Below are 22,881 nucleotides of genomic sequence, written 5' to 3' on the forward strand. Positions count from 1 at the left end.
CATGAGTGACGACATCATTCTGGAAATGCGCGACATCACCAAGACCTTCCCGGGCGTCAAGGCGCTCGAGAACGTCAATCTCAAGGTGAGGCGCGGCGACATCCACGCCATTTGCGGCGAGAACGGCGCCGGCAAGTCGACGCTGATGAAGGTCCTCTCCGGCGTCTATCCCTTCGGCAGCTATTCCGGCGACATCCGCTATGAAGGCCAGCAATGCCATTTCAACGGCATCCATGATTCCGAAAAACGCGGCATCGTCATCATCCATCAGGAGCTTGCGCTCGTGCCGATGCTGTCGATCGCCGAGAACATGTTCCTGGGCAACGAGCAGGCAACAAACGGCATCATCAACTGGGACAAGGTGCGCCGCCGTGCCGCCGAGCTGTTGAAGAAGGTCGGCCTGCGCGAGGATCCCGACACGCTGATCACCAACATCGGTACCGGCAAGCAGCAACTGGTGGAAATCGCCAAGGCGCTGGCCAAGGACGTCCGGCTTCTGATCCTCGACGAGCCGACGGCCTCGCTGTCGGAGAAGGACAGCCAGTCGCTGCTCGACCTGCTCGTCGAGTTCAAGGCGCAAGGCATGACCTCGATCATGATTTCGCACAAGCTGAACGAGATCAAGCGCATCGCCGACCAGATCACCATCATCCGCGACGGCCAGTCGATCGAGACGATGGACAAGGCCGATATCACCGAGGACCGCATCGTCACCTCGATGGTCGGGCGCAGCCTTGAGAACCGCTATCCACACCGCGAGCCGAACATCGGCGAGACCATCTTCGAAGTGAAAAACTGGTCGGTGCACCACCCGCTGCATCCGGAGCGGCAGATCATCAAGAGCGTCAACCTGTCGGTGCGCAAGGGCGAGGTCGTCGGTATTGCGGGCCTGATGGGGGCCGGGCGCACCGAGTTCGCGATGAGCGTGTTCGGCAGGTCCTACGGCACCAACATCACCGGCGATGTGCTGCTGCACGGCAAGAAAGCCGACACCTCGACGGTCGGCAAGGCGGTCAAGGCAGGCCTCGCCTATGCCACCGAGGACCGCAAGGTCTACGGCCTCAACCTGATCGACCACATCAAGCACAATGTGACGGTCGCCAACCTGCCAAGCGTCTCGTCGAAGCTGGGCGTGATCGACGACAATGCCGAACTGAGGGCCGCCAACGAGTATCGCAAGAAGACCAACATCCGCTCGTCCAGCGTCTACCAGATCACCGGCAACCTTTCCGGCGGCAACCAGCAGAAAGTGGTGCTGTCGAAGTGGCTGTTTGCCAACCCAGACGTGCTGATCCTCGACGAGCCGACGCGCGGCATCGATGTCGGCGCCAAGTATGAAATCTACACGATCATCAACAAGCTCGCCGACGAGGGTAAGGGCATCTTGGTGATATCGTCGGAAATGCCGGAACTTCTCGGCATCTGCGATCGCATCTATGTGCTCAACGAGGGACGCATAGTCGCTGAGATGAAGGCCAGCGAAGCCAGCCAGGAAAAGATCATGCGGGCGATCGTCCGCGGCGAGGAGAAAGCCGCATGAGCACGGAAACAGCTGCCCCGACGGTCAATTCCGCCAAGGCGACGGCGCAAGATGCCATCAAGGCGAACCTGCGCGAATACGGGCTGGTGCTTGCCCTGATCGCTATCATGATCTTCTTCCAGTTCACCACCAGCGGTGTGCTGTTCAAACCGGTCAACCTGACCAACCTGATCCTGCAGAATTCCTACATCATCGTCATGGCGCTCGGCATGCTGCTGGTCATCGTCGCCGGGCATATCGACCTGTCGGTCGGCTCGGTCGCGGGCTTCATCGGCGCGGTCGCGGCGGTGCTGATGGTCGATTTCGGCTTCAACCCGTTTCTTGCCGGACTGATATGCATATGCGTCGGCGCCGTCATCGGTGGCGTCCAGGGCTACTTCATCGCCTATATGAAAATCCCGTCCTTCATCGTCACACTTGCCGGCATGCTGGTGTTCAAGGGGCTGGCACTGTGGTTGCTCGGCGGACGCTCGGTCGGGCCTTTCCAGCCGGAATTCCAGATGCTGTCGGCGGGCTTCATCCCCGACCCGATCGGACCGTGGACGATCGGCGGGGTCAAGCTGCACGCTACCACCATCGTCATTGCCTTGCTGATCGTCGCCGGAATGCTCTTTGCGGCGCTGAAAAGCCGGCGCAACCGCGAGAGCCACGGTTATGATGCCGAGCCCTTCGGCTTCTTCGTGCTGAAGAATGCCGTCATGGCCGGTATCGTGCTGTTCCTGCTCTATATGCTGGCGTCCTATCGCGGCCTGCCCAACGTGCTTGTCGTGATGGGCGTGCTCATCGCCGCATTCGTTTTCGTGACCAAGCGTATGACCTTTGGCCGGCGCATCTATGCGATGGGTGGCAACGTCAAGGCGGCTGCTCTCTCGGGCATCCACACCGAGCGGCTGACATTCTACATCTTCGCCATCATGGGGGCGTTGGCAGCACTTGCCGGACTGATCTTTGCCGCCCGTCTGAACATGGCGACGCCCAAGGCAGGTGCCGGCATGGAGCTCGACGTGATTGCTGCGGTGTTCATCGGTGGTGCTTCGGCGTTGGGCGGTGTCGGTCAGGTGGCGGGCGCGGTCATCGGCGCCTTCATCATGGGCGTAATGAACAACGGCATGTCGATCATGGGCATCAACATCGACTGGCAGCAGGTGATCAAGGGCCTGGTTCTGCTCGGTGCTGTCGCCTTCGACCTCTACAACAAGAAGAAGGCCTAGGCCGCAGGGAGCGACCGGCCGCGGCGCCCGGGGGAGCGGGCCCGCAATCTCGAAGACAACAGGCAAGGCGTGCTGCGCATGTGCGTGGCGCGACGGGAAAGTCTTGCCGGGCGCCGGAAACGAGGCCGGCCGGGGCGAGACGGAAGGAGTGCAGGAATGTTGATGTCCCAGATAATCCTGGCCGACGGCAAGAGCCGTGTGGCGGTGCGGGAAGGCGGGACCGCGCGGCTGGTCAACGACGCCAAGTCGATCTACGCGCTGGCGCTGGAGGCGGTGCGCGCCGGAACCACGCTTGCGGCCATCGTCGCCGACCGCGGCCTTGGCGAGGCCGTCGACATCGAGGCCGCCGGCCGCGCCGGCCAGGTGCTGTCGCCGGTCAGGCATCCCGATCCGGCGCATCTGCATCTGACCGGCACCGGGCTCACCCATCTGGGCTCGGCGGCGACGCGGGACAGCATGCACAAGAAGCTGGACGCCAGTGGCGAGGAGATGCTGACCGATTCCATGAAGATGTTCCGCATGGGGCTGGAGGGCGGCAGGCCGGCGCGAGGCCAGGTCGGTGTGCAGCCGGAATGGTTCTACAAGGGCAACGGCAACATGGTCGTCGATCCCGGCAAGCCGCTGGTGTCGCCGCACTTCGCGCTCGATGCCGGAGAGGAGCCGGAGATTGCAGGCGTCTATCTCGTCGGCGACGACGGCACGCCCTATCGCATCGGCTTCACGCTCGCCAACGAGTTCTCCGACCACGTCACCGAGCGTATCAACTATCTCTATCTCGCCCATTCAAAACTGCGGAATGCCTCGTTTGGCCCGGAAATCCTCGTCGGCGAACTGCCTGCCGACATCAAGGGTGCCTCGCGTATCATTCGCGCCGGCAAGCCGATCTGGGAAAAGCCGTTCCTGTCCGGCGAGGCCAACATGTCCCACACCATCGCCAATCTCGAACATCATCACTTCAAATATGGTGTCTTCCGCCAACCGGGCGACGTGCACGTGCACATGTTCGGAACGGCGACGCTGTCATTCGCTGACGGGGTGAAGACGGAGCCCGGTGACGTGTTCGAGATCGAGGCGGCGGAATTCGGACTGCCGCTGCGCAATCCGCTGAAACAGGCGCGGGCAGCGGCCCCCATCGCGGTCAGGACATTGTAAGGAGATGGCGATGAGCGACGACATGATGGCTAGATATCCGAGCCTGGCCGGGCGGCCGGTGCTCGTCTCCGGCGGAGCGACAGGGATTGGCGAGGCGATGGTGCGGGCCTTTGCCGCTCAGGGAGCGAAAGTCGGATTTGTCGACCTTGCCGAAGCCGAGGGCATGGCGCTTGCCGAGGAGTTGGCGGGCATGGGCGCTTCCGTCGCCTTCCATGCCTGCGACATCACCGATATCGCGGCCTACCGCGAGGCGATAGCCGCGATCGAGGCCTTGCAGGGTCCGACCATGGCGCTGGTCAACAACGCCGCGAGCGACACCCGCCACGACTGGCGCGCGGTGACGCCGGAGTATTTCGATGCGCGTGTTGCGGTCAATCTGCGCCACTCGTTCTTCGCCATCCAGGCGGTGGCACCCGGCATGATCGCCGCCGGCGGCGGTGCGATCGTCAATCTCGGCTCTATCGGCTGGATGAAGGCCTCGGGCGGCTATCCTGCCTATGCCGCTTCCAAGGCTGCCGTGCACGGCATGACGCGCTCCTTCGCCCGCGATCTCGGCAAGCATGGCATCCGGGTCAATACGCTGGTACCGGGCTGGGTGATGACCAAGCGCCAGCTTGAGCTCTGGGTTGACGATGCAGCCAATGCCGAGATCGATGCAAATCAGTGCCTGGCAGGGCGGGTGCTGCCCGACGACATCGCGCGCATGGCGCTGTTTCTTTCGGCCGACGATTCCATGATGTGCACGGCACAGAATTTTGTCGTCGATGGCGGTTGGGTGTAACGGTCACTCGACCATCGAAAAGCGATATTCGGTGACCTGCGAATAGATCTCGTCAGGCCTCAGCACGGCACTCGGGAAGTGCGGGTGGTGGATGGCGTCGGGGAAGCGTTGCGGCTCGAGGCACAGCGCGCCGTGGCGGACGGGCGCGATGCCGCCGCGCAAGGGCGGGACAACCGGCAGGAAGGCGCCGTCATAGAGCTGCAGTCCTGGCTCGGTGGTCCAGAGATCGAGCCGGATGCCGGACAGCGGGCCTTCGAGCCTCGCCGCATGCCACGGCTCGGGCGCCGGCTGCATGGCAAGTACCCAGTTGTGGTCATAAGGGCTGTGTGCCTCGTCCATTCCGTTGCGGACCGGGCGAAGCTCACGGAAATCGAACGGCGTGCCGTCGACGGCAGGCACCTCGCCGGTGGGGATGTTGTTCGCGTCGACAGGTGTGTAGGCCTCGGCGGCGATCTTCAGACGATGGTCGAGGATCGAGCCGCCACCATCGAGATTGAAATAGGCGTGGGCGGCGAGGTTGACCAATGTGGGGGCATCGGCACGGGCGCCGAGCGCAATGGTGAGGCGTCCGGCGTCGAGTGAATAGCGGCAGGTGGCGATAACCTTGCCGGGGTAGCCCTGATCGCCTGCCTGCGAGATCAGCGCCAGCAGCACCGAACTGTCGTTGGCGTCGACGACGAGCCAGTTGCGGCGGAAGAAGCCGTCGCTGCCGCCATGGAGATGCGTGCGCTCCGCCTCGTTGAGATCGAGCTCGAACGTCTGTCCGTCGAGCTCGAAGCTGCCGCCGGCGATGCGGTTGGCGCAACGTCCGGCAATAGCGCCGAAATAGCCGCCATGGTTGAGATAACCGTCAAGATCGTCGAAGCCGAGGATGACCGAGCGCGGGCCGTCAGGCGTTGCGACGACGAGGTCGGCAAGTGTCGCGCCGAAGGTGAGGATCCTTGCCTCGATGCCTTCGGCGGCGATGTCGATCGCTTGCACCACCGTGCCGTCGGCCATCTGACCGAATTCGCTGATCGGCATTGTCGTTTGCTCCGCGCGGCCCTCGCGCCCAGCGCAGGTTCCTGCAAACCGGCACGATTCTCAAGCGGCTTTTGCCAGCTGCCTTGCGCGTCCTGACGGGTGCGTGCTCCGTGTCACGCGGCGAGCAGACTCTTGAGCTTGACCGAGGGCGCGGCCAGCGCGCCGATGTCGGGGCGGGCGGATTTTGCGATCAGCATTTCGGCGAGGCGAATGTCGCGCGCAACCGCATTGCCCGGGCCGATGCCGCTGGCGGCGACGAGTCGGCCGTCCTCTTTGAGATGGAACAGGATGAAGGCGCCGTCGTCGAGGTCGCGGCGGACGGTGCGCTCGCCTTCGTCGGGCAAGCCGGCGATCTGCAGGCTGAGCCCGTACTGGTCGGACCAGAACCAGGGAACGCAGGCAAGGGCTTCCTCTGATCCGAGCATGTTGCGCGCGGCGAGCGCGCCGTGCTCCTGGGCGCTGCGCCAGGCCTCCAGCCGGACGCGGCGGCCGCCATAGACGGCAAGCGGGAACGAACAGCAGTCGCCGGCGGCGAAGATCAGAGGGTCGCTGGTGCGTAGCTGCGCGTCGACGGCGATACCGTTGTTGAGGGTGAGGCCCGCGGTTTCGGCAAGTGTCGTGACCGGCACGGCGCCGATGCCGATGATGGCGAGATCGGCCGTGACCTGCAGGCCGCTGGCAAGCGTGATGCGTACCCCGTCAGCCCTGTCGTTGATGGTCGCAATGCCGTCGCCGCAGACGATGTCGACGCCTTCGGTTGCGTGCGTCTCGTGGACGACGGTTGCGATGTCTTCCGGCACGCCGCGCATCAGGATGCGTGACTGAGCCTCGATGACGGTGACGTCCGCGCCGAGCTTGCGGGCGGATGCCGCGAGTTCGAGGCCGATGAAGCCGCCGCCGACGATGGCTATCCGGCAGCCGGGACCGAGATGCGAACGGATGGCGAGCGCATCATCGAAGGTCCGGAGATAGACGCAGCGCGAGCCGAGACCGGCAAGCGGCAGCCGGCGCGGTGTGGCTCCGGTGGCGATCAACAGCTTGTCGTATTCTAGGTCGGAGCCGTTGGTGAGACGGACCGAGCGGTTGGCGCGGTCGATCGATGTCGCGGTGGTGGTGCCGACCAGGTCAATGCGATGTTCCTTGAGGCGTGCGGCGTCGGCGATCGCCTTGATGGCGGGTGCATCGGTCGATGTCATCGCCTCCTTGGACAGCGGTGGACGCTCGTAAGGCAGATGCCTCTCCGCGCCGACAAGCGTGATGGTGCCGTCATAGCCGGCTTCCCGCAGGGCGAAGGCGGCCCGCGTGCCGCCTTCGCCGGCGCCGATGATGATCATTCCCGCCGCCATGTCAGTCAGCCCAGCTGGATGAAGACCTTGCCGGCGTCGATTTTCACCGGATAGGTCCTGAGGTTGACGCAGACGGGCGCGCCGCGCGCCGCACCGGTCTTGTAGTTGAAGCGGCCATTGTGCTTGGGGCATTCGATGATGTCGCCCATGACCAGGCCCTGCGACAGATGGATCTGCTCGTGGGTGCACAAGCCGTCAGTGGCGAAGAACTCGTCCTCCGGGCTACGGTAAAGCGCGAAGGTGCGCCCGGCATGGTCGAAGCGGATCACGTCTTCCTCGTCGATGTCGTCGGCCGCGCAGGCCTCGATCCAGTCGCTCATGTCTCTCTCCCTGGGTTTCGAACGGCTATTCGGCAGCCAGCGCCGTCTCGCTATGGAAGTCCTCGCGGTAGGGCCGTGCCGTCGGCGGCAGCTCGCGCTTGACGAAGTAGTCCTCGTTGCGGAGCTGGCGGACGAAGGCCGGCAGCATCTCGCGGTAGCCGTCCCACATGGAGGGGCTAGGCGCAGGCAGGTCGTGCTTGATCAGCTCATGCAGCTTCGGCAGCGCGTGATAGGGCACCATCGGGAACATATGATGTTCGACGTGGTAGTTCATGTTCCAGTAGATGAAGCGGCTGACGGGGTTCATCAGCACCGTGCGGCTGTTGAGGCGGTGGTCGATGACGTTGTCGGCGAGGCCGCCATGCTGCAAAAGGCCGGTGAGCACGTGATGCCAGGCGCCGTAGAGGCGAGGCAGGCCGACAAGCATCAAAGGCAGCCATGAGCCGAGATAAAGTGCCAGCATGATGGTGGCCACATAGATGGCGAGCCAGATTCGGGCGATGCGGATGGCGCGGGGCTGCTCGCTCTCGGGGATGAAGGTCTTTTCCTCCGCGCCGATGATGCCGGCCGCGTTGCGGACCATGTCAACCATGGCGTGCCAGGCATCGAGCAGGCCGAAGAAATTGAGCGCGACGCGCAGAAGGTCTGGCGGGCGCATGACCGCTATCTCTGGATCGCGGCCGACGATGACGGTGTCGGTGTGGTGGCGGGTGTGGCTCCAGCGCCAGGTCACCGGATTGCGCATGATCATGAAGCAGGCGATCTGATAGACCGCGTCGTTCATCCACTGCGTCTTGAAGGCGGTGCCGTGGCCGCATTCGTGCCAGCGCGAGTCGGTTGCCGAGCCGTAGAGCACGCCGTACCAGAGGAAGAAGGGCACGCACCACCAGCTGCCCCACAGCGCCGCGCCGGCAGTACCGAAGGCGATGAGCAGGCCGAGCCAGATTGCGGTGTCGCGGATGGCCGGACCGTCGGAGCGCTGCATCAGCTCCTTCATCTGCTTGCGCGGAATGTCGGTGTGGTACCACTCGGCAGCCGCAAGGCCGCTTTCGACGGCGCGATGCGCGCTTTCTCCCACAAGGCTGTAGTCGCGCGCCAAAGGCGTCACGGTCATGGCTCTCTCCCTGGAAGTCGGAAACAGGTCCGCGATGGGCGCTGGACATCGTTCACTGGAAGAATGCTAACTCATGATGCAATATTTTCAATCATTGCATGATGGTTTCTATCATTTTCTATCATGATGCGCTAAGCTGCGACAAAACCCAGGGATTGGACATGAGCAAGCGCCCGACAATCGCCGATCTCGCCCACGCCTCGGGCGTCAGCGTTGCAACCATCGACCGTGTGCTGAACGGGCGCCTGCCGGTGCGCGAGGAAACGCAGCGCCGCGTCTACGAGGCGGCGACATCCATCGGCTATCATGCGGCCGGGCTGATCGCGCAGCGCATGCGCAAGGAACTGCCGGTGTATCGGCTCGGCTTCGTGCTGCTGCGGCCGAAAGACGTGTTTTACCGTGCCTTCGCCGGTGAACTGGAGAAGGCGATAACCCAGGCGACGGGGGTTCGCGGTGCTGGTGTCATCGAATTTGCCGAGACGCTCTCGCCGGAGGAGATTCTGGAACGGCTGCGGCGGCTGGCGGCAAGCTGCGATGCAGTGGCGCTGGTAAGCCCCGACCATCCCAGCGTGACGGCGGCGGTTGCTGAACTCAAGCAGCGCGGCATTCCCGTCTTCGCGCTGCTGTCGGACTTCGCGACGGGCATTCGCGAGGGGTACGTTGGCATCGACAACCTCAAGGTCGGACGCACCGCCGCGTGGATGATCTCCAAATGCGCGCGGGGGCCGGGCAAGGTGGCGTTGTTCGTCGGCAGCCATCGCTTCCATGGCCACGAATTGCGCGAGATCGGCTTTCGCGCTTTCTTCCGCGAACATGCGCCCGACTTCACGCTGCTCGAAACCATCGTCAACAACGAGTCCTGGGAAGCCACCCACGAGGTCGTCGACGACCTGCTCCGCAAGCATGACAATCTCGTCGGTTGTTACGTTGCCGGCGGTGGCATCGAAGGGGCGATCTCGGCGCTACGCCAGGCTAAGCCCGATCCGTTGCCGGTGCTGATCTGCAACGAGATCACCTTGGACACACGCGTGGCATTGGCCGACAACCTTGCAACGATGGTGATTGCGACGCCGCTGGCGTCGTTGTGCCGCGAACTTGTCGGGCTGATGGCGCATGCGATCGAGGAGGGGGCGGCCAACGCCCCCGGTCAGACCTTCCTGCCGTTCGACATCTTCCTGCCGGAGAATATCTGACGGTGTGGCCTGCCGGCCATGCGAATCTATCATCAAATGATAGATTCGCATCATATTTCGGATTGACTGTTCTATTTTATAGGTAGATTGGAGCATAAATATCGATGCGCCGCCCCGCGATCCCGGAGGAGAAATTCGGCATGCCCAGCAAGCTCACATTCGCGCTGAACCATATGGTGGCACCCGGGCTGAAGCCGGCAGCGTTCTTCGCATTGTGCCGGGACCTTGGCCTGAGCGATGTCGAAATCCGCAACGACCTCTCAGGCAACGCCATCATCGACGGCACGCCGGCTGCGGCCATCAAGGCGCAGGCAGCGGAAAATGGAATGTCCATTGCAACCATCAACGCCCTGCAGCGCTTCAACGAATGGAGCGCCGCGCGCGAAGCCGAGGCGATCGAACTCGCCGACTATGCCCGCGACGCCGGTGCTGCGGCGCTGGTCCTGGTTCCGGTCAATGACGGCACGGGGAAGGCCGATGGCGAGCGCCAGCGTAACCTCAGGACGGCGCTGACGGCGCTGACCGCGATCCTCGGCGATCGCGGCGTGCGTGGACTTGTCGAGCCGCTCGGCTTCGAGATCTGCTCGCTGCGCTCCAAGCGCGAGGCGGCCGAAGCGATCGAGGATGTCGATGGAACTGACACTTTTCGAATGGTGCACGACACGTTCCATCATCATCTTGCCGGCGAGCCCGACATCTTCCCAGGCATGACCGGCCTAGTGCACATTTCAGGCGTCGACGACCCTGCGGTGACGGTCTCCGACATGCGCGACCCGCACCGGGTCTTGGTCGATGCAGCCGACCGGCTCGACAATGTCGGCCAGATCCGTGCGCTGGTGTCTGGCGGCTATCAGGGGCTGCTCTCCTTCGAGCCGTTTTCGCCTGTCGTGCAGAAGCTTACCGAGCCGCGCGCAGCGCTTGCCGAGAGCATTGCGTTCATCCGCTCGCGGGTCTGACGCAACGGCTCCATCCAGCGAAATAGCCGTCATCTCCAGCGCCGCCCGGGCGACCGGGCGGCGCAATTCGTTGCTCCCCGAAGGATTGATAGGCAGGCAATGGAATGTCTCTTGACGTCTGGCCTCAATATGGAATAAACATTTCATATACAAAAAACACGGCCCGAACATTCTGAATTTGGGCCGGCATCGGGAAGCGAGTGGCGCATCTTGCATCGCGGAGGAGCGATGGTGCCTCTCGTAGAGACGAGCCTGCGGCCGACCGCGGGCTTCCGGCACGTCGGGGTGCAGCCGGGCACCATTGTTGGAGGAGAGTGAACATGAGGAAATTCCTGCTCGGCGTAGCCATGACCGCGCTGATGTCCGGCACTGCGTTTGCCGGCGATATCGGCGTCAGCATGGCCAATTCTGACACCTTCCTGACCGTCCTGCGCAAGGGTATCGAGAAGTCCGCGGCTGACGCCAGCCAGCCGGTCGTCATCGAGATCGCCGACGACGACGTCAACAAGCAGCTCAGCCAGGTCCAGAACTTCATCGCCGCCAAGGTCGACGCCATCATCGTCAATCCGGTCGACACCTCGGCCACCGGGCCGATGACCAAGCTTGCCACCGACGCCGGCATTCCGATCGTCTACGTCAACCGCGAGCCGATCGACGTCGGCGCGCTCGGTGCCAAGGGTGCTTTCGTCGGTTCGAACGAAGTCGATTCCGGCACGCTTGAGACCAAGGAAGTCTGCCGCATCCTCAAGGAAGCCGGCAAGACCGAGGCTGGCATCCTGATCATGGTCGGTGACCTCGCCAACCAGGCGGCTGTGATGCGCACCAAGGACATCCATGATGTCAACGCCGGCAGCGACTGCGGCGTCAAGCTGAACGTCATCGACGAACAGACCGCTGGCTGGGATCCGGTCAAGGCACAGGACCTGATGACCAACTGGATCGCCGCCGGCCACAAGCCGGACGCCGTCATCTCGAACAACGACAACATGGCCATCGGCGCCATCAACGCCATGAAGGCGGCCGGTTGGGACATGAAGACCGTGATCGTGGCCGGCGTCGATGCGACCCAGGAAGCGCTCGCCTACATGAAGGCCGGCGACCTCGATGTGACCGTGTTCCAGAACGCCGCCGCCCAGGGTGGTGGTGCGGTCGAAACCGCCATGAAGCTCGCCAAGGGCGAATCCGTGACGTCGCCCGTCTGGGTGCCGTTCGAGCTGGTGACCCCGGCGAATATGGACCAGTACACCACCAAGAACTGATATGATCTGACCAATGCGCCGTCGCAAACGGCGGCGCATTTTCCCCAAGAGGACCTTGACCCGCGCAACAGTCGGGCCGGCCTGGGAGGACCAATCATGCAAAGCACCGGTACGATGGAAGCGGCGCCTGCGGGCGGTGCCGCGGTGGATGGCGGCTATCTTCTCGAGGTCGAAAACGTTCGTAAGGAATTCCCGGGTGTCGTCGCCCTCGACAACGTCCAGCTGCGTCTGAAACGCGGCAGCGTACATGCGCTGATGGGCGAGAACGGCGCCGGCAAGTCGACGCTGATGAAGATCGTGGCCGGAATCTACACGCCCGACTCCGGCAGCTTCAAGCTGCGCGGCGAAGACATCAAGCTGCGGGGGCCGCTCGATGCGCTCGAACACGGCATCGCCATGATCCACCAGGAACTCAACCTGATGGCGCCGATGACGGTGGCCGAGAACATCTGGATCCGCCGCGAGCCGCTGACCCGGCTTGGCTTCGTCGACCATGGCGAGATGCGCCGCAAGACATCAGACCTGTTCAAGCGCCTCAACATCGACATCGATCCCGAGGTTCAGGTGGGTACGTTGACCGTCGCCAGCCGCCAGATGGTCGAGATCGCCAAGGCGGTGTCCTACGAATCCGACGTGCTGATCATGGACGAGCCGACCTCGGCGCTGACCGAGCGCGAGGTCGACCACCTGTTCACCATCATCCGTGCGCTGCGCGCCCAGGGCAAAGGCATCATCTACATCACCCACAAGATGAACGAGCTGTTCGAGATCGCCGACGAGTTCTCGGTGTTTCGCGACGGCAAGTACATCGCCACCAAGGCGTCGACCGAGGTGACCCGCGACGACATCATCCGCATGATGGTGGGGCGCGAGATCACCCAGATGTTCCCCAAGGAGGAGGTGCCGATCGGCGACGTCGTGCTGTCGGTGAAGGGGCTCACGCTGAAGGGCGTCTTCTCCGACGTTTCATTCGACGTGCGTTCAGGCGAAATCCTCGGCATTGCCGGTCTCGTCGGCTCGGGCCGCTCCAACATCGCCGAAACGATCTTTGGCGTGACGCCGTCGGACGCCGGCACCATCGAGCTGTTCGGCAAGACGGTCCGTGTCGACAGCCCGGCCACGGCTATGAAGCACGGCATGGCTTTCCTGACCGAGGACCGCAAGGAAACCGGCTGCTTCCTCTTGCTCGACATCCAGGAAAACACCCAGATGGCGGTGCTGCAGTCAGACTACGTCAAGAACGGTTTCGTGCAGCAAAAACAACTCGGCAAGGATTCGGTCGAGATCAGCGCGGCGCTGAGGGTGAAGACCCCAGACATGGCCGAGCCGATCATCAACCTGTCCGGCGGCAACCAGCAGAAGGTGCTGATCGCGCGCTGGCTTTTGACCAAGCCGAAGATCCTCATCCTCGACGAGCCGACGCGCGGCATCGATGTCGGCGCGAAGGCCGAAATCCATCGCCTGATCTCGAAGCTCGCCGGGCAGGGGGTGGCGGTGGTCATGATCTCGTCCGAGATGCCCGAGTGCCTGGGCATGAGCGACCGCATCATGGTCGTGCATGAGGGCCGCGTCACCGGCTTCCTCGACCGCGCCGAGGCCAGTCAGGTCAAGATCATGGAACTCGCGTCGCACTGACGCCAATCAGCTCAAGGGTGGAAGAACCATGTCGACGAACGAGATTGCGGGTCCCGCAAACGTCATCGGAAGCAAGAAGCGCCTGCCGCCGGAGGTGTCCATCCTCGGCGTGTTGATCGGTATCGCCATCGTCTTCGAGATTCTTGGCTGGATCTTCGTCGGCGACAGCTTCCTCGCCAACAAGCAGCGCCTGTCGATCATCATCCTGCAGGTGTCGGTGATCGGCATCATCGCGGTCGGAGTGACCCAGGTCATCATCACCGCCGGCGTCGACCTGTCGTCGGGCTCGGTCGTCGGTCTCGCCGCCATGGTCGCGGCGAGCCTGGCGCAGACATCGGCCAATCCGCGCGCCGTCTATCCCGCGCTGACCGACATGTCGCCGATCTGGGCGATCCTCGCCGGCCTCGGCGTCGGCCTTCTCGCCGGCATCGTCAACGGCTCCCTGGTAGCACGGACCAAGATACCGCCCTTCATCGCCACGCTCGGCATGATGGTGTCGGCGCGCGGCCTCGCCAAATGGTATACGCTCGGCCAGCCGGTGGCGCTGCTCGACGACAGCTTCACCTGGTTTGGCAAGAGCTTCAACATCCTCGGCTTTCCGCTGCCGCTGCCGGTCATCATCTTCCTCTTGGTTGCCGTCATCTGCCACATCGCGCTGACCTACACACGCTACGGCAAGTTCACCTATGCCATCGGCGCCAACCCGCAGGCGGCACGCGTTTCGGGCATCAATATCGGCGGCCACCTGATCAAGGTCTATGCCATTGCCGGTCTGCTGTCGGGACTGGCCGGCGTGATGACCGCGGCCCGCGCCGCCTCAGGCCAGCCGGGCATGGGCGTGGCCTATGAACTCGACGCCATCGCTGCTGCGGTCATCGGCGGCACCTCGCTCTCGGGCGGCGTCGGCCGCATCACCGGCACTGTGATCGGCACGATCATCCTCGGCGTGCTGACTTCGGGCTTCACCTTCCTCAAGGTCGGCGCCTACTATCAGGAAATCATCAAGGGCATCATCATCGTTGCGGCCGTGATCATCGACCAGCATCGCCAGAACAAGCGCAAGAAGGCGTAAAGAGTGCTTTGGACATGATCTTATCCGAAAACCGGTTTCCACTTTTCGGGATCATGTCAGAATCAGGCCGCCCGGCTTCCCGTCGGCGGGCGGCCCCTCCCCAAAGATCAAGATTGCAGGCCCGGACGGCGCGGGCCAAGGAAATGAGGTTGTCATGACAGTTCGGTTCGGTGTCCTCGGCGCAGGCCGCATCGGCAAGGTCCACGCCAAGGCCGTGGCCTCCAACCCGCAGGCCAAGCTCGTTGCGGTGGCCGATGCCTTCGAAAAGGCGGCCAACGATCTCGCCGAGGCTTACGGCTGCGACGTACGTACGATCGAACAGATCGAGGAAGCGGCCGACATCGACGCGGTGGTGATCTGCACGCCGACCGACACCCATGCCGACCTGATCGAGCGCTTCGTGCTCGCCGGCAAGGCGGTGTTCTGCGAAAAGCCAATCGACCTCGACGCCAAGCGTGTCGAAAAGTGCCTTGCCGTGGTCGAGAAGGCCCGCGGCACGCTGATGGTCGGTTTCAACAGGCGTTTCGACCCGCATTTCGCCGCTGTGCGCAAGGCGATCGACGACGGCGCCATCGGCAAGGTCGAGCAGGTGGTGATCACCTCGCGCGATCCCGGCGCGCCGCCGGCCGAATACATCACGCGTTCGGGCGGCATCTTCCGCGACATGACCATCCACGACTTCGACATGGCCCGCTTCCTGCTCGGTGCCGAACCGGTGGCGGTGACGGCAACCGCCTCGGTGCTGGTCGACAAGAAGATTGGCGAGCTCGGTGATTTCGACAGCGTCAGTGTCATTCTGGAGACCGCGACCGGCCAGCAATGCGTCATCACCAATTCGCGTCGGGCAACCTATGGCTATGACCAGCGCATCGAGGTGCATGGTTCGGATGGCATGGTGGCGGCGGAGAACCAGCGCGCCGTTTCAATCGAGGTCGCCAACGGCAAGGGCTATACTCGCCCGCCGCTGCACGACTTCTTCATGACCCGCTACACCGAAGCCTATGCCGCCGAGATCGCCGCCTTCGTCGCTTCGGTGACCAAGGGTGCCAGGATCTCGCCCGACGGCAAGGACGGCCTGATGGCGCTGAAGCTGGCCGATGCGGCGCTGAAGTCGGCCAAGGACGGCAAGACCGTACGGCTCTAAGCCAACGGGCGGACAGTCGCCTCGGGGCAATTGGCCTCGGGGCGCACAGCCACAATCTGTTGATGGAATAAAAATTCCTGATGACAGACAATTGGAATTGAAATTGCATTGTGTGGCCTGCTAACTGATCTGCGGGCAGGCCGGCGCGGCGGAGCGACCGGGAGGACAAAATGACCGACCCCAAGAACCAGCCTACACTCGACGTCATCACCATCGGGCGCGCCTCGGTCGATCTCTACGGCCAGCAGACCGGATCGCGGCTGGAGGACGTGGCGTCCTTCGCCAAGTCTGTCGGCGGCTGCCCCGCCAACATCGCCATCGGCACGGCGCGGCTCGGGCTGCGCTCGGCGCTTTTGACCCGCGTCGGCGATGAGCATATGGGCCGCTACATCCGCGAGCAGATGCTGCGCGAGGGTGTATCAGACGGCGGCATCGTCACCGACAAGGAGCGGCTGACGGCGCTGGTGCTTCTTTCGGTCGAGAACGACAAGACGTTTCCGCTGATCTTTTATCGCGAAAACTGCGCCGACATGGCGTTGTCGGAAGCCGACATCGCCCCCGATTTCATCAAGTCGGCGCGGGCGATCGTCGTCACGGGCACGCATTTCTCGCGGCCCAACACCGATGCCGCCCAGCGCAAGGCGATGAAGCTGATCAAGGAAAGCGGCGGCAAGGTGGTGTTCGACATCGACTACCGCCCGAACCTCTGGGGCCTTGCCGGCCACGCCGCCGGTGAAAGCCGCTACATCGCGTCCGACAAGGTGTCGAACCATATCAAGGGTGTGCTGGCCGACTGCGACCTGATCGTCGGCACTGAGGAAGAGGTGATGATCGCGTCGGGCGAAAGCGAGCTGCTCGCCGCGCTGAAGACCATCCGTTCGCTGTCCAGCGCGACGATCGTGCTGAAGCGCGGGCCGATGGGCTGCATCGTCTATGACGGGGCGATCTCGGACGATCTCGAGGCTGGCATCGTCGGCAAGGGGTTTCCGATCGAGGTCTACAATGTGCTGGGTGCGGGCGATGCCTTCATGTCCGGTTTCCTGCGTGGCTGGCTGGGCGGCGAGAGCCTGGCGACATCGGCGACCTGGGCCAATGCCTGTGGCGCCTTCGCCGTGTCGCGTCTGCTCTGCTCGCCGGAGATTCCGACCTTCGATGAGCTGCAATTCTTCCTCAGGAACGGCAGCAAGGAACGCGCGCTGCGCAAGGACGAGGCGATCAACCACGTGCATTGGGCAACCACGCGCCGGCATGAGATCCCGTCAATGATGGCGCTCGCCTGCGACCACCGCATCCAGCTGGAAGACATCGCCGCTCGCACGGGTGCGGATGCTCAGCGTGTCCGAGACTTCAAGGTGCTGGCTGTGCAAGCGGCGGCCAAGGTTGCCGATGGCCGCGACGGCTACGGCATGTTGATCGACGAGAAGTTCGGTCGCGATGCGATGTTCGAATTCGCCCGCCATCCCTTCTCCTGGCTGGGACGGCCGGTGGAACTGCCGGGTTCGCGGCCGCTGCGTTTCGAATTCTCGCAGGACATCGGCTCGCAGCTGGTGGAGTGGCCGGTCGAGCACTGCATCAAGTGCCTGTGCTTCTACCATCCCGACGATTCCGCTGAGCTCAAGGCCGAGCAGCAGCAGAAGCTGCGCACCCTGTTCGAGGCCGCGCGAAAGGTCGGCCGTGAGCTGTTGATCGAAATCATCGCCGGCAAGCACGGCAAGCTCGACGAGAACACCATTCCGCGCGCGCTGGCAGAACTCTACGCGCTCGGCATCAAGCCCGACTGGTGGAAGCTCGAGCCGCAGGCTTCGGCCGCCGCGTGGCAGAAGATCGAGGCGGTCATCACCACCAACGATCCCTACTGCCGGGGCGTGGTGCTGCTTGGGCTCGAGGCACCGCTGGCCGAGCTCGAAGTGGCCTTCGCCGCGACGTCTGACGCATCCATTGTCAAGGGGTTCGCCGTCGGGCGCAGCATCTTTGCCCACGCGGCGGAAGAGTGGATGGCCGGCCGCATGGACGGCAAGGCGGCAGTCGACGACATGGCCCAGCGTTTCGAGCAGCTGACCAAGGCATGGCTTGCCGCGCGCGACCGTCGGGCGGCATAAACAGACAGCTGAGGCGAGGCCGGCATCTCAGGATGCGCCGCTGAAGCGGGAGGAGAAGACGATGACCAAGACCGTTCGCCTGACCATGGCGCAGGCGCTGACGCGCTATCTCACACGGCAGATGACCGTGATCGACGGCAAGATGGTGCCTTTGTTCGGTGGCGTGTGGGCGATCTTCGGCCACGGCAACGTCGCCGGTCTCGGCGAAGCGCTCTACCAGGTGCGCGAGGAACTGCCGACCTATCGCGCCCACAACGAGCAGGCGATGGCGCATGCGGCGATCGCCTTTGCCAAGACCAACTTTCGGCGGCGCGTGATGGCGGCGACGAGCTCCATCGGCCCGGGCGCGGTCAACATGGTGACGGCGGCGGCACTCGCCCATGTCAACCGCCTGCCGGTTTTGCTTCTGCCCGGCGACGTCTTTGCCAACCGCGTGCCCGACCCGGTTCTGCAGCAGGTCGAGGATTTCGGCGATGGCACGGTATCCGCCAATGACTGCTTCCGTCCGGTGTCGCGCTATTTCGACCGCATCACCCGTCCAGAGCAGATCATCCCGGCGCTGGCGCGCGCCATGCAGGTGCTGACCGATCCGGCCGAGTGCGGGCCGGTGACGCTGTCGCTCTGCCAGGACGTTCAGGCCGAGGCCTATGACTATCCCGAGAGCTTTTTTGCCGAGCGCGTGTGGACGCCACGCCGGCCGCGTCCGGACCGCGACGAACTGGCTGTCGCTGCCGAGGTGCTTCAAGCGGCGAAGAAGCCGCTGATCGTCGCCGGTGGCGGCGTGCTCTATTCCGGTGCTTCGGAAGAACTCGACCGCTTCGTCCAGGCGACCGGCATCCCGGTCTGTGAGACGCAAGGCGGCAAGTCGGCGCTATCAGACGAGCATGGGCTGAACATGGCGGCGGTCGGCGTCACCGGCACAGCGGCGGCCAATCGGCTTGCCGAGGAGGCGGACGTCGTTCTGGCCGTAGGCACGCGGCTGCAGGACTTTACCACCGGCTCATGGGCGCTGTTCAAGAACGCGGGCAAGACCATCATCGGGCTCAACGTCCAGTCCTTCGACGCGGGCAAACACATGGCCCTGCCGCTGGTGGCGGATGCCAGGGAAGGTCTCATTGAGCTCGGTGCCGCCGTCGCCGGCTACAAGGCGCCTGTGACCTGGACAGAGAACGCCAAGTCAGCCAAGGCCGAGTGGCGCAAGGCAGCCGCCAAGGTGACGGCGGCGACCAATGCCACATTGCCTTCAGACGCTCAGGTGATCGGCGCCGTGCAGCGCACGCTGGGCAGCGATGTCATCGTGCTGCATGCGGCTGGCGGCCTGCCGGGCGAGATGCACAAGCTGTGGCAGGCGGGCGAACCCGGCTCTTACCATTCCGAATACGGCTTCTCCTGCATGGGCTACGAGATTGCGGGCGGCCTGGGCGCTAAGATGGCGCGGCCTGACAAGGAGGTCGTCATCATGATCGGCGACGGCTCCTATCTGATGCTGAACTCCGAGATTGCGACGTCTGTCATGCTGGGTCTCAAGCTCACCATCGTGCTGCTCGACAACAGGGGCTATGGCTGCATCAATCGGCTGCAGATGGCCACTGGCGGCGCCAACTTCAACAACCTCTTGCGCGACTCCAGGCATGAGATATTGCCTGATATCGACTTCGTCGCGCATGCGAAAAGCCTGGGCGCCAATGCGGAGAAGGCAGCGTCGATTGCCGACCTGGAGGCCGCGCTCGACCGCGCCCGCAAGAGCGACAGGACGACGGTTGTGTTGATCGACACAGACCCGCTGATCTCGACCGGCGAGGGTGGGCACTGGTGGGACGTTGCCGTGCCCGAGGTGAGCGCACGCGCCGAGGTCAATGCCGCGCGTAAGGGCTATGAGGAAAAACTGAAGCTGCAGCGGGTGGGGGATTGAGGGGTTGTGATTGGACCTGTGATGTTGGCGCTGATGGTAGCGAATTGAGGCTGTCTTTTGCGACGGCAGAGAATGACACTGGAGAGCTGAAGTGAAAGCCAAACTGGGCATGTCCCCCATCGCGTGGTGGAACGACGACCTTCCGGAACTGAGCGATGACGTGTCGCTGGAGGAATGCTTGGCGCAATCGCGCTCGGCTGGATTTACCGGCATGGAGCAGGGACGCCGGTTTCCGAGCACGCCTGAGGAGATGCTGCCGATCCTGAAGAAGGCGGACGTGACTTTGTGCGGCGGCTGGTTCTCGGGCACGCTCGTCAACGACGACCTCGCCGCCAACAAGGATCGCATCCAGCCGATGATCGAGCTGTTCAAGGCGGTCGATGCCCCCTGCATCGTCTATGGCGAGGTCGGCCGCTCGATCCAGGGCGACCGCTCGAAGCCGCTGGCAACCAAGGCTGTACTCTCCGACGACGAGATGAAGGCCTATGCCCGAAAGCTGACCGCATTCGGCGAGTGGTGCGCCGAGCAGGGCATGCCTTTGTCCTATCACCACCACATGGCTGCGGTGGTGCAGTTCGAACACGAGCTCGATGCCTTCATGAAGCAGTCGGGCGAGGGCATCCCGCTCCTGCTCGATGCCGGCCATCTCGCCTTTGCCGGTGGCGACGTGTTGCGTGCCATCGACAGCCACCACAAGCGCATCAGCCACGTCCATGTAAAGGACGTGCGTCTGGACGTCATCAAGGCGCTCGACTGGACCAGGCAGTCCTTTCTCGACGCGGTGGCCCTGGGCGCTTTCACCGTGCCGGGCGACGGCTCGCTCGATTTCGGTGCGATCGTGCAGAAGTTCGCCGACCATGGCTATGAGGGCTGGTTCGTCGTCGAGGCAGAGCAGGATCCGAAGAAGAGCCCGCCGCTGAAGATGGCTCAGGTCGGTCATGCCGAGTTGATGCGGGTGATGACTGCGGCGGGCTACACGGTGGAAACACAGGGCTTTCCCGCCGCATGACCCCGAAAGTCGGCGTCGATTTGTCGGGATGGCTGCCTCCATCACGGCGTCCTTTGCGGGGCTCCGACGCGCGGCGCGTAGTGCTTGAGCGTCGCGCGGGGGCCGGCTACCATCCGCAGAAATTGATCGGCGAGGCAACACACAATTGATGAACGACCAGAACCATCCGTTCCTTCGCCCGTTGTGGAGGCGCATAGCGCTGGTCGGCTTCTGCGCCGCCTGGTCGATCTTCGAGTTTGCCACCGGATCCGCATTCTGGGGCACGCTCGCGGGTGGCATGGCTGCGCTCGGTGCCTACCAGTTCCTCATCGCCTACAAGCCTGGCGACGACGCCGCCACCGACAAGGAGTGACGAGATGTCGAGACTGCTGATCAAGCCGAAGCACGGCACCGGGCGCGTCACGCACGTCACGCCTGAATCCGCCGGCTGGACTTATGTCGGTTTCGACCTGCACAAGCTGGAACCCGGCGATACCTTCGGCGACTGGACGGCCGACCGCGAAACCTGCCTGGTGCTGGTTTCGGGAAAGGCGCATGTGCGGGTCGGCGAGGACGATCTCGGCATGCTCGGCGAGCGCATGTCGCCCTTCGAAGGCAAGCCCTGGTCGGTCTATGTGCCGGCTGGCGGCGACTGGTCGGTCAGGGCCGACACGAATGTCGAGCTCGCCGTCTGCACGGCTCCCGGCCTCGGCGGAAACCTGCCGGTACGGGTGATCGGTCCCGACGACGTCAAGCAGGAAACGCGCGGCAAGGGCACCAACACACGCTACGTCACCAACATTCTGCCCGAAGGCGATCCGGCGGATTCGCTGTTGGTGGTCGAGGTCATCACACCAGGCGGCCACACCTCGAGCTATCCGCCGCACAAGCACGACGAGGACAATCTCCCCGCTGAATCACTGCTGGAGGAGACCTATTACCATCGGCTCAACCCGCCGCAGGGTTTTGCCTTCCAGCGCGTCTACACCGAGTTCAACGATGCCGGGCATCGCGAGATCGACGAGGCGATGGCAGTGGAGGATGGTGACGTGACGCTGGTGCCCAAGGGCTATCACCCTTGCGCTGCCTGCCACGGCTACGACCTTTATTATCTCAATGTCATGGCGGGGCCGAAGCGGACCTGGAAGTTCCACAACGCCAAAGAGCACGAGTGGCTTCTGAAGGCCTGAGGCGTCAGAAAGCCCAATATATTCCAGGAGCGAGGACGAAACGATGGCACGCAACAGGCCAACGGTCGCGGATCTGCGCGCGTTGAAGGGCAAGAGGCAACTGTCGAAGCTGCGGGTGACGTCGCTGGAGGAGGCGGAGGCGGCCGAGCGCGCCGGCATCGACCTGTTGTCCGTCACCTATGCGCTGATGCTCGACCCGCGCTTCCGCGATGCGGCCCCAACATGTTTTGCCGTGCCCGGCGACGAGTACGGCATGATGGGGGCGACATCAGACGAGATCCTGCGCACGGCGGTGAAGCTCAAGGCGGCGAGCGCCGATGCGGTCTACTGCTCGGCGAGCGACCGGACCATCCGCCGGCTGGCGGACGAACATATCCCGGTCTGCGGCCATGTCGGGCTGATCCCGACGCATTCGACCTGGACGGGCGGCTTCAAGGCGGTCGGCAAGACGGCAGAAACGGCCGAGCTCGTCTGGCGGCAGGTCAAGGCGCTGGAGCAGGCGGGCGCTTTTGCAGCCGAGATCGAGGTGGTGCCGGCCGAAGTGGCGAGCGCGATCTCCAGGCGCAGCTCGCTGGTGCTGATCTCGATGGGCGCCGGTGCGGGCTGCGATGCGCAATACCTGTTTGCAGAGGACGTGCTCGGGCTCAATCGCGGCCATTATCCGCGCCACGCCAAGGTGTATCGCAACCTCGCGGCTGAGCATGACCGCATCCAGCAGGAGCGGATTGCGGCGTTCAAAGAATATGCCGGCGACATTGCCAGCGGCGCCTATCCGGCGGCGAACCATATGGTCGGCGTCGACGCCGGAGAGATGCGCAAGTTCGAGGATTTTCTGAGCGGGCAGGCCTAGGTGTCGAAGCTATGAAGGTTGTTCATTCGAGGAGGGACTGAGAAGCTGGGGTTGCGAAGCCAACCAACCTTCAGTGGAGCTCCCCGAATGAACGTC

20 protein-coding genes are annotated in these 22,881 nt (G+C 63.7%); 16 read left to right on the forward strand and 4 right to left on the reverse strand.

The genetic code is table 11. The features are described 5' to 3' along the window. Nucleotide 1: 1 nt before the first annotated feature. The 4 genes from mmsA (at nucleotide 2) to HNQ95_RS26540 (ending at nucleotide 4,684) form a co-directional block, all read left to right on the forward strand. Nucleotides 2–1,540, forward strand: a complete 1,539-nt coding sequence (mmsA, locus tag HNQ95_RS26525) for a multiple monosaccharide ABC transporter ATP-binding protein (protein WP_067958650.1) — start codon at nucleotides 2–4, stop codon at nucleotides 1,538–1,540. Beyond that, the gene (mmsB, locus tag HNQ95_RS26530; protein ID WP_067958652.1) at nucleotides 1,537–2,751 is read left to right on the forward strand and encodes a multiple monosaccharide ABC transporter permease; all 1,215 of its coding nucleotides are present in this window, start codon (nucleotides 1,537–1,539) and stop codon (nucleotides 2,749–2,751) included. Before mmsA ends, mmsB begins: the two co-directional genes overlap by 4 nt. A 156-nt stretch (nucleotides 2,752–2,907) precedes the next feature. Next, nucleotides 2,908–3,903, forward strand: coding sequence for an AraD1 family protein (araD1, locus tag HNQ95_RS26535; RefSeq protein ID WP_067958653.1), 996 nt, complete (start codon nucleotides 2,908–2,910; stop codon nucleotides 3,901–3,903). Nucleotides 3,904–3,913: 10 nt separating this feature from the next. Continuing rightward, nucleotides 3,914–4,684, forward strand: coding sequence for an SDR family NAD(P)-dependent oxidoreductase (locus HNQ95_RS26540; protein WP_182575630.1), 771 nt, complete (start codon nucleotides 3,914–3,916; stop codon nucleotides 4,682–4,684). Nucleotides 4,685–4,687: 3 nt separating this feature from the next. Here the strand turns inward: HNQ95_RS26540 and HNQ95_RS26545 are convergent, their stop codons facing one another. From HNQ95_RS26545 to HNQ95_RS26560, 4 genes are all read right to left on the reverse strand, one after another. Further along, on the reverse strand, nucleotides 4,688–5,707 hold the full coding sequence (locus tag HNQ95_RS26545; protein ID WP_067958657.1) for an aldose epimerase family protein: 1,020 nt from the start codon (nucleotides 5,705–5,707) through the stop codon (nucleotides 4,688–4,690). A 113-nt stretch (nucleotides 5,708–5,820) separates the two neighbouring features. After that, nucleotides 5,821–7,041: an NAD(P)/FAD-dependent oxidoreductase gene (locus tag HNQ95_RS26550; RefSeq protein WP_182575631.1), complete on the reverse strand. Its 1,221-nt coding sequence runs from the start codon at nucleotides 7,039–7,041 to the stop codon at nucleotides 5,821–5,823. 17 nt (nucleotides 7,042–7,058) lie between these two features. After that, nucleotides 7,059–7,373, reverse strand: a complete 315-nt coding sequence (locus HNQ95_RS26555; RefSeq protein WP_067958664.1) for a MocE family 2Fe-2S type ferredoxin — start codon at nucleotides 7,371–7,373, stop codon at nucleotides 7,059–7,061. A 25-nt stretch (nucleotides 7,374–7,398) separates the two neighbouring features. After that, nucleotides 7,399–8,487 (reverse strand): fatty acid desaturase family protein, encoded by a 1,089-nt coding sequence (locus HNQ95_RS26560; RefSeq protein ID WP_182575632.1) that lies wholly within the window; start codon nucleotides 8,485–8,487, stop codon nucleotides 7,399–7,401. 161 nt (nucleotides 8,488–8,648) lie between these two features. Here HNQ95_RS26560 and HNQ95_RS26565 point away from each other — a divergent pair, with 161 nt between their 5' ends. From HNQ95_RS26565 to HNQ95_RS26620, 12 genes are all read left to right on the forward strand, one after another. Next, nucleotides 8,649–9,680 (forward strand): LacI family DNA-binding transcriptional regulator, encoded by a 1,032-nt coding sequence (locus HNQ95_RS26565; RefSeq protein ID WP_182575633.1) that lies wholly within the window; start codon nucleotides 8,649–8,651, stop codon nucleotides 9,678–9,680. A gap of 140 nt (nucleotides 9,681–9,820) precedes the next feature. Further along, on the forward strand, nucleotides 9,821–10,636 hold the full coding sequence (locus tag HNQ95_RS26570; RefSeq protein WP_067966212.1) for a TIM barrel protein: 816 nt from the start codon (nucleotides 9,821–9,823) through the stop codon (nucleotides 10,634–10,636). A 320-nt stretch (nucleotides 10,637–10,956) separates the two neighbouring features. Continuing rightward, entirely contained in the window at nucleotides 10,957–11,895 is a 939-nt protein-coding gene (locus HNQ95_RS26575; protein WP_182575634.1) for a substrate-binding domain-containing protein, read from the forward strand. A 93-nt stretch (nucleotides 11,896–11,988) separates the two neighbouring features. Continuing rightward, a complete protein-coding gene (locus tag HNQ95_RS26580; protein WP_182575642.1) occupies nucleotides 11,989–13,530 on the forward strand; it encodes a sugar ABC transporter ATP-binding protein in 1,542 nt (513 codons plus the stop codon). A 28-nt stretch (nucleotides 13,531–13,558) separates the two neighbouring features. Next, entirely contained in the window at nucleotides 13,559–14,602 is a 1,044-nt protein-coding gene (locus HNQ95_RS26585) for an ABC transporter permease (protein WP_182575635.1), read from the forward strand. 154 nt (nucleotides 14,603–14,756) lie between these two features. Then, complete coding sequence (iolG, locus tag HNQ95_RS26590) at nucleotides 14,757–15,746, forward strand: inositol 2-dehydrogenase (RefSeq protein WP_067958678.1); 990 nt, start codon at nucleotides 14,757–14,759, stop codon at nucleotides 15,744–15,746. A gap of 170 nt (nucleotides 15,747–15,916) precedes the next feature. Continuing rightward, nucleotides 15,917–17,845, forward strand: coding sequence for a bifunctional 5-dehydro-2-deoxygluconokinase/5-dehydro-2-deoxyphosphogluconate aldolase (locus HNQ95_RS26595; protein ID WP_182575636.1), 1,929 nt, complete (start codon nucleotides 15,917–15,919; stop codon nucleotides 17,843–17,845). 61 nt (nucleotides 17,846–17,906) lie between these two features. After that, a complete protein-coding gene (gene iolD / locus HNQ95_RS26600; RefSeq protein ID WP_182575637.1) occupies nucleotides 17,907–19,757 on the forward strand; it encodes a 3D-(3,5/4)-trihydroxycyclohexane-1,2-dione acylhydrolase (decyclizing) in 1,851 nt (616 codons plus the stop codon). Between the two features lie 91 nt (nucleotides 19,758–19,848). Beyond that, a complete protein-coding gene (gene iolE, locus HNQ95_RS26605) occupies nucleotides 19,849–20,766 on the forward strand; it encodes a myo-inosose-2 dehydratase (RefSeq protein ID WP_182575638.1) in 918 nt (305 codons plus the stop codon). 148 nt (nucleotides 20,767–20,914) lie between these two features. Beyond that, nucleotides 20,915–21,118: a hypothetical protein gene (locus HNQ95_RS26610; protein ID WP_067958695.1), complete on the forward strand. Its 204-nt coding sequence runs from the start codon at nucleotides 20,915–20,917 to the stop codon at nucleotides 21,116–21,118. 4 nt (nucleotides 21,119–21,122) lie between these two features. Next, nucleotides 21,123–21,935 carry a 5-deoxy-glucuronate isomerase gene (gene iolB, locus HNQ95_RS26615; RefSeq protein ID WP_154386433.1) on the forward strand — a complete coding sequence of 271 codons (813 nt, stop codon included), beginning with the start codon at nucleotides 21,123–21,125 and terminating at the stop codon, nucleotides 21,933–21,935. A 43-nt stretch (nucleotides 21,936–21,978) separates the two neighbouring features. Then, complete coding sequence (locus HNQ95_RS26620) at nucleotides 21,979–22,785, forward strand: 3-methyl-2-oxobutanoate hydroxymethyltransferase (protein WP_154386432.1); 807 nt, start codon at nucleotides 21,979–21,981, stop codon at nucleotides 22,783–22,785. Nucleotides 22,786–22,881 lie beyond the last annotated feature (96 nt).

This window comes from Aminobacter ciceronei, from assembly GCF_014138625.1.
GTDB classification, from domain to species: Bacteria; Pseudomonadota; Alphaproteobacteria; order Rhizobiales; family Rhizobiaceae; genus Aminobacter; species Aminobacter ciceronei.

Excerpts from the sequence above, each read along its gene's own strand:
- HNQ95_RS26540 (WP_182575630.1), top strand. The coding sequence starts at position 3,914 with ATGAGCGACGACATGATGGCTAGATATCCGAGCCTGGCCGGGCGGCCG.
- HNQ95_RS26575 (WP_182575634.1), top strand. The coding sequence starts at position 10,957 with ATGAGGAAATTCCTGCTCGGCGTAGCCATGACCGCGCTGATGTCCGGC.
- HNQ95_RS26610 (WP_067958695.1), top strand. The coding sequence starts at position 20,915 with ATGAACGACCAGAACCATCCGTTCCTTCGCCCGTTGTGGAGGCGCATA.
- HNQ95_RS26555 (WP_067958664.1), bottom strand. The coding sequence starts at position 7,373 with ATGAGCGACTGGATCGAGGCCTGCGCGGCCGACGACATCGACGAGGAA.
- mmsB (WP_067958652.1), top strand. The coding sequence starts at position 1,537 with ATGAGCACGGAAACAGCTGCCCCGACGGTCAATTCCGCCAAGGCGACG.
- HNQ95_RS26595 (WP_182575636.1), top strand. The coding sequence starts at position 15,917 with ATGACCGACCCCAAGAACCAGCCTACACTCGACGTCATCACCATCGGG.
- HNQ95_RS26565 (WP_182575633.1), top strand. The coding sequence starts at position 8,649 with ATGAGCAAGCGCCCGACAATCGCCGATCTCGCCCACGCCTCGGGCGTC.
- mmsA (WP_067958650.1), top strand. The coding sequence starts at position 2 with ATGAGTGACGACATCATTCTGGAAATGCGCGACATCACCAAGACCTTC.
- iolD (WP_182575637.1), top strand. The coding sequence starts at position 17,907 with ATGACCAAGACCGTTCGCCTGACCATGGCGCAGGCGCTGACGCGCTAT.
- HNQ95_RS26545 (WP_067958657.1), bottom strand. The coding sequence starts at position 5,707 with ATGCCGATCAGCGAATTCGGTCAGATGGCCGACGGCACGGTGGTGCAA.
- HNQ95_RS26550 (WP_182575631.1), bottom strand. The coding sequence starts at position 7,041 with ATGATCATCATCGGCGCCGGCGAAGGCGGCACGCGGGCCGCCTTCGCC.
- HNQ95_RS26570 (WP_067966212.1), top strand. The coding sequence starts at position 9,821 with ATGCCCAGCAAGCTCACATTCGCGCTGAACCATATGGTGGCACCCGGG.
- araD1 (WP_067958653.1), top strand. The coding sequence starts at position 2,908 with ATGTTGATGTCCCAGATAATCCTGGCCGACGGCAAGAGCCGTGTGGCG.
- HNQ95_RS26585 (WP_182575635.1), top strand. The coding sequence starts at position 13,559 with ATGTCGACGAACGAGATTGCGGGTCCCGCAAACGTCATCGGAAGCAAG.
- iolB (WP_154386433.1), top strand. The coding sequence starts at position 21,123 with ATGTCGAGACTGCTGATCAAGCCGAAGCACGGCACCGGGCGCGTCACG.
- iolG (WP_067958678.1), top strand. The coding sequence starts at position 14,757 with ATGACAGTTCGGTTCGGTGTCCTCGGCGCAGGCCGCATCGGCAAGGTC.
- HNQ95_RS26620 (WP_154386432.1), top strand. The coding sequence starts at position 21,979 with ATGGCACGCAACAGGCCAACGGTCGCGGATCTGCGCGCGTTGAAGGGC.
- HNQ95_RS26560 (WP_182575632.1), bottom strand. The coding sequence starts at position 8,487 with ATGACCGTGACGCCTTTGGCGCGCGACTACAGCCTTGTGGGAGAAAGC.